Annotated in this window: 3 protein-coding genes and 1 pseudogene; all 4 read left to right on the forward strand. The window is 36.6% G+C overall.

All coding sequences use genetic code 11. The features are described 5' to 3' along the window. Positions 1–209 precede the first annotated feature (209 nt). On the forward strand, positions 210–959 hold the full coding sequence (locus tag MRZ08_RS07575) for a DeoR/GlpR family DNA-binding transcription regulator (RefSeq protein ID WP_297381298.1): 750 nt from the start codon (positions 210–212) through the stop codon (positions 957–959). A gap of 86 nt (positions 960–1,045) precedes the next feature. Next, positions 1,046–2,179, forward strand: a complete 1,134-nt coding sequence (locus MRZ08_RS07580) for an SIS domain-containing protein (RefSeq protein ID WP_297381301.1) — start codon at positions 1,046–1,048, stop codon at positions 2,177–2,179. Between the two features lie 5 nt (positions 2,180–2,184). Then, a complete protein-coding gene (locus MRZ08_RS07585; protein ID WP_297381304.1) occupies positions 2,185–2,886 on the forward strand; it encodes a GntR family transcriptional regulator in 702 nt (233 codons plus the stop codon). A gap of 14 nt (positions 2,887–2,900) precedes the next feature. Next, positions 2,901–3,280 (forward strand): annotated as a pseudogene (locus tag MRZ08_RS07590) (N-acetylglucosamine-6-phosphate deacetylase); the annotation flags it as partial.

The raw sequence follows: 3,280 nt of genomic DNA on the forward strand, positions 1-3,280 counted from the left end.
TACTTTGTAGGACTTGGAAATGCACAAGGTGGAAAACAAATACTTATTGCTTTAGTAGTAATAGCAGTCTATCTCGCCCTATTCCTATGGTATAGAAAAGAAATGATCAAGAGAAACGAGGAATACAAGGCTGGAAAAGAAGATGTAATAGAATAATCACAAAAATACCGTCACTTAACTAGATGACGGTATTTTAAAAGGGAAAAGATATGTTAAAAGAAAAAAGACACGAGCTCATCCTATCTCAATTAGCAAATGATGGGATAGTTCAAGTTTCTAAACTAAGTGAGTTTCTAAAGGTCACCGACATGACCGTAAGACGAGACTTAAAGGAATTAGAAGATAAAAATCAGCTCGTTAGAGTTCACGGTGGGGCCAAGAGTCTTGACAAGGCCCTTCCTCGTGAGTTTTCTAATGAGGAGAAGATGTTAAAGAACAAGGACAAGAAAGAATATATTGCAAAAATTATAGCTTCTCTTATAGGAGATGAGGAGAATATATTCCTTGGAGCAGGAACAACTATTGAGTGTGTGAGCTCTTATATAAATAATAAGAACTGCAATATATACACGAATTCCTTGTATCTTTTTGAAAAGCTTAAAAAGATTAGGGAAACTAGGGTATTTCTTATTGGAGGAGAATTTAGAGAAAGTACTGGTGCTTTTGTTGGGAGCCTTGCCCTAGATCTTGTAGAAAAAATAAGATTTACCAAGGCCTTTATTGGAGTAAATGGTATCTGCGATTCTTTCGCTTACACCTACAGCGTCGATGAAGGAGTTCTCCAATCCAAGATACTAGATAATTCAAACAAGGCTTATTTAATAGCAGACTCATCCAAGATCGGCGTGGAAGACTTTTATGCCTTCTATAATATAGAAAATGCTGATGTCATAAGTGATGATAAAATAAAACCCAATGGTATCGAATTAATAGAAAAACACACCAAGCTTATTAACTAAATTAAATGAAAACATTGGCTATACTGGTTGACTTAAGGAGCTATAGCTTATATAATTATAGTGGTAGTTACCAGTAGGAGGTATAAATGTTTTTAGATTTAGATTATATTAAGGAAAATGATGCTATAAATACATATAGTGAGATTTTTCAGCAAGCTAGTATTTGGGAGCTTGTTTACGAAGATTATAAAGAAAGAAAAAGTGAAATAGAAGAATTTTTGGCTAAGGCAAAAGGCGCTAGAGTTATCTTTACTGGTGCCGGTACTAGTGAGTATGTAGGCAATATCGCCAAGGAATATCTTAAGGCCCATGGGGATTTTGAATTTGAGTCTGTTGCTACAACAGATTTGGTTTCTTGCCCTTACCTTCACTTCAAGAAAGACTGTAAGACACTTCTAGTTTCTTTTGCAAGAAGCGGCAATTCTCCTGAGTCTCTTGCTGCGGTTAAGCTAGGGGAGAACTTGGTGGATGATTTTTATAATCTAGTTATAACTTGTGCTGAAGATGGCAAGCTTGCGGAGAAATTATATGAAGATGAGAAATCTTACGTATTTATAGAGCCGGCTGGTACAAACGACAAGGGTTTTGCTATGACAAGCTCTTTTACTTCTATGCTTTTGACAAGTCTTTTGATTTTTGATAAGTCAACAATAGACAAAGAAGAAGCTGTCAAAAAGCTAGCTAAGGCTGGAAGAGAGATCCTTGATGATAAGGAAAATATTGAAAGTCTAGTGGATTTTGATTTTGATAGGATAATTTATCTAGGAAGTGGTCCTTTATATAAGCTTACCAATGAGGCAAGACTTAAGGTCCTTGAGCTTACTGCTGGTAAGATAGCAAGCATGTATGAGTCAAGCATGGGCTTTAGACATGGTCCAAAGTCTTTTGTAGATGATAAAACCTTGATCGTATCCTTCCTTTCATCAAATCCTTATACAAGGCAATACGATAAGGATATTTTAGATGAGCTATGCCTAGATGGTATCGCCGAAAGGATAATAGGAGTCTCAAGCGAAGAAATCGAAGGAGACTTCGATAAGTTGGTTTATAAAGTAGACGGACTAGGAGATGCTTATCTTTGTGTACTATTTGCTATGATAGCTCAACTTATAAGTCTTATAACTTCTCTAAGGGTAGGAAATACTCCAGACAATCCTTCTAAGTCTCACACAGTAAACAGGGTTGTAAAGGGAGTTACTATCCACGAGTACGATAAGTAGGGCTTATGAGTCTTTATTCTGAGATTGTAAAGGATATTACAGAAAAAATCTCCACTATGGAAAAGGGAGACAAGATTCCTTCTGAAAGACAGCTTTGCATTGACTATGATGTGAGTAGGACCACTATTAGAAATGCTATAGGAGAGCTAGTCAATAGTGGTCTTATAGTTCAAATCCAAGGCAAGGGGAGTTTTGTTATAGGTAAGCATAATTTGAAGGATAATCTTTCGAATTATTATTCCTTCACTCAAAGAACCATAGCCAATGGGATGAAGCCAAAGTCTGAGATAATCGACTTTAGGATTAAGAAGGCCAACAAGGATTTGGCAGGACAGATGAAGCTTGAGAATATGGACTTGGTCATTGAGCTTGTAAGGCTTAGGCTTGCTGATGATGAGCCTATGATGTATGAGACAACTTACATTCCCTATGAGAGGTTTACTAATATTTCTAGGGAGCTTGTAAGTAAAAAGCCACTCTATGATATATTTGATGAATCAAATGCTGCTATTTTTACAGTAAATGAGAGATTTTCTGTTGGGAATTTGACTAAAAAGATTGCAGGATTCTTGGGACAAAGACCTGATGCCCCAAGTCTTAAAATTATAAGAAAAAGTTTTGATTTTGACGAGAATTTACTAGAATATACTATATCCTACGCCAGAGGAGACAAGTTCTACTATGAAACGAGTTATAGTCCGAGATAAGCTAAGGAGATTAAATGTATTATTCAGCAAAATATATAGTGCTAGAAGATAAAGTTTTAGAAGATTATTACATGGAAGTGGAAGATGGCAAGGTAAAGTCATTTTCCAAAGATAAACCAGAAGAGTTTGAATACTTGGGAGAGATAATAGCCCCAGGTCTTGTAGATACTCACATCCACGGTTATGCCGGCAAGGACATCATGGATTGTGAAAAGGGATATCTAAATGAAATATCCAAGGGGATTTTGGAGTGTGGAGTTACAAGCTTTCTTCCAACAACCCTTACAGATACTACAGAAAAGCTCGACAAGGCCTGCGAGATAATTGGCGAAGAATACGAAGACGTAGAAGGAGCCAAGGTTCGTGGAATCTTCCTCGAAGGACCATTTTTCAC

This window comes from Anaerococcus sp. (assembly GCF_022770135.1).
Lineage (GTDB): Bacteria > Bacillota > Clostridia > Tissierellales > Peptoniphilaceae > Anaerococcus.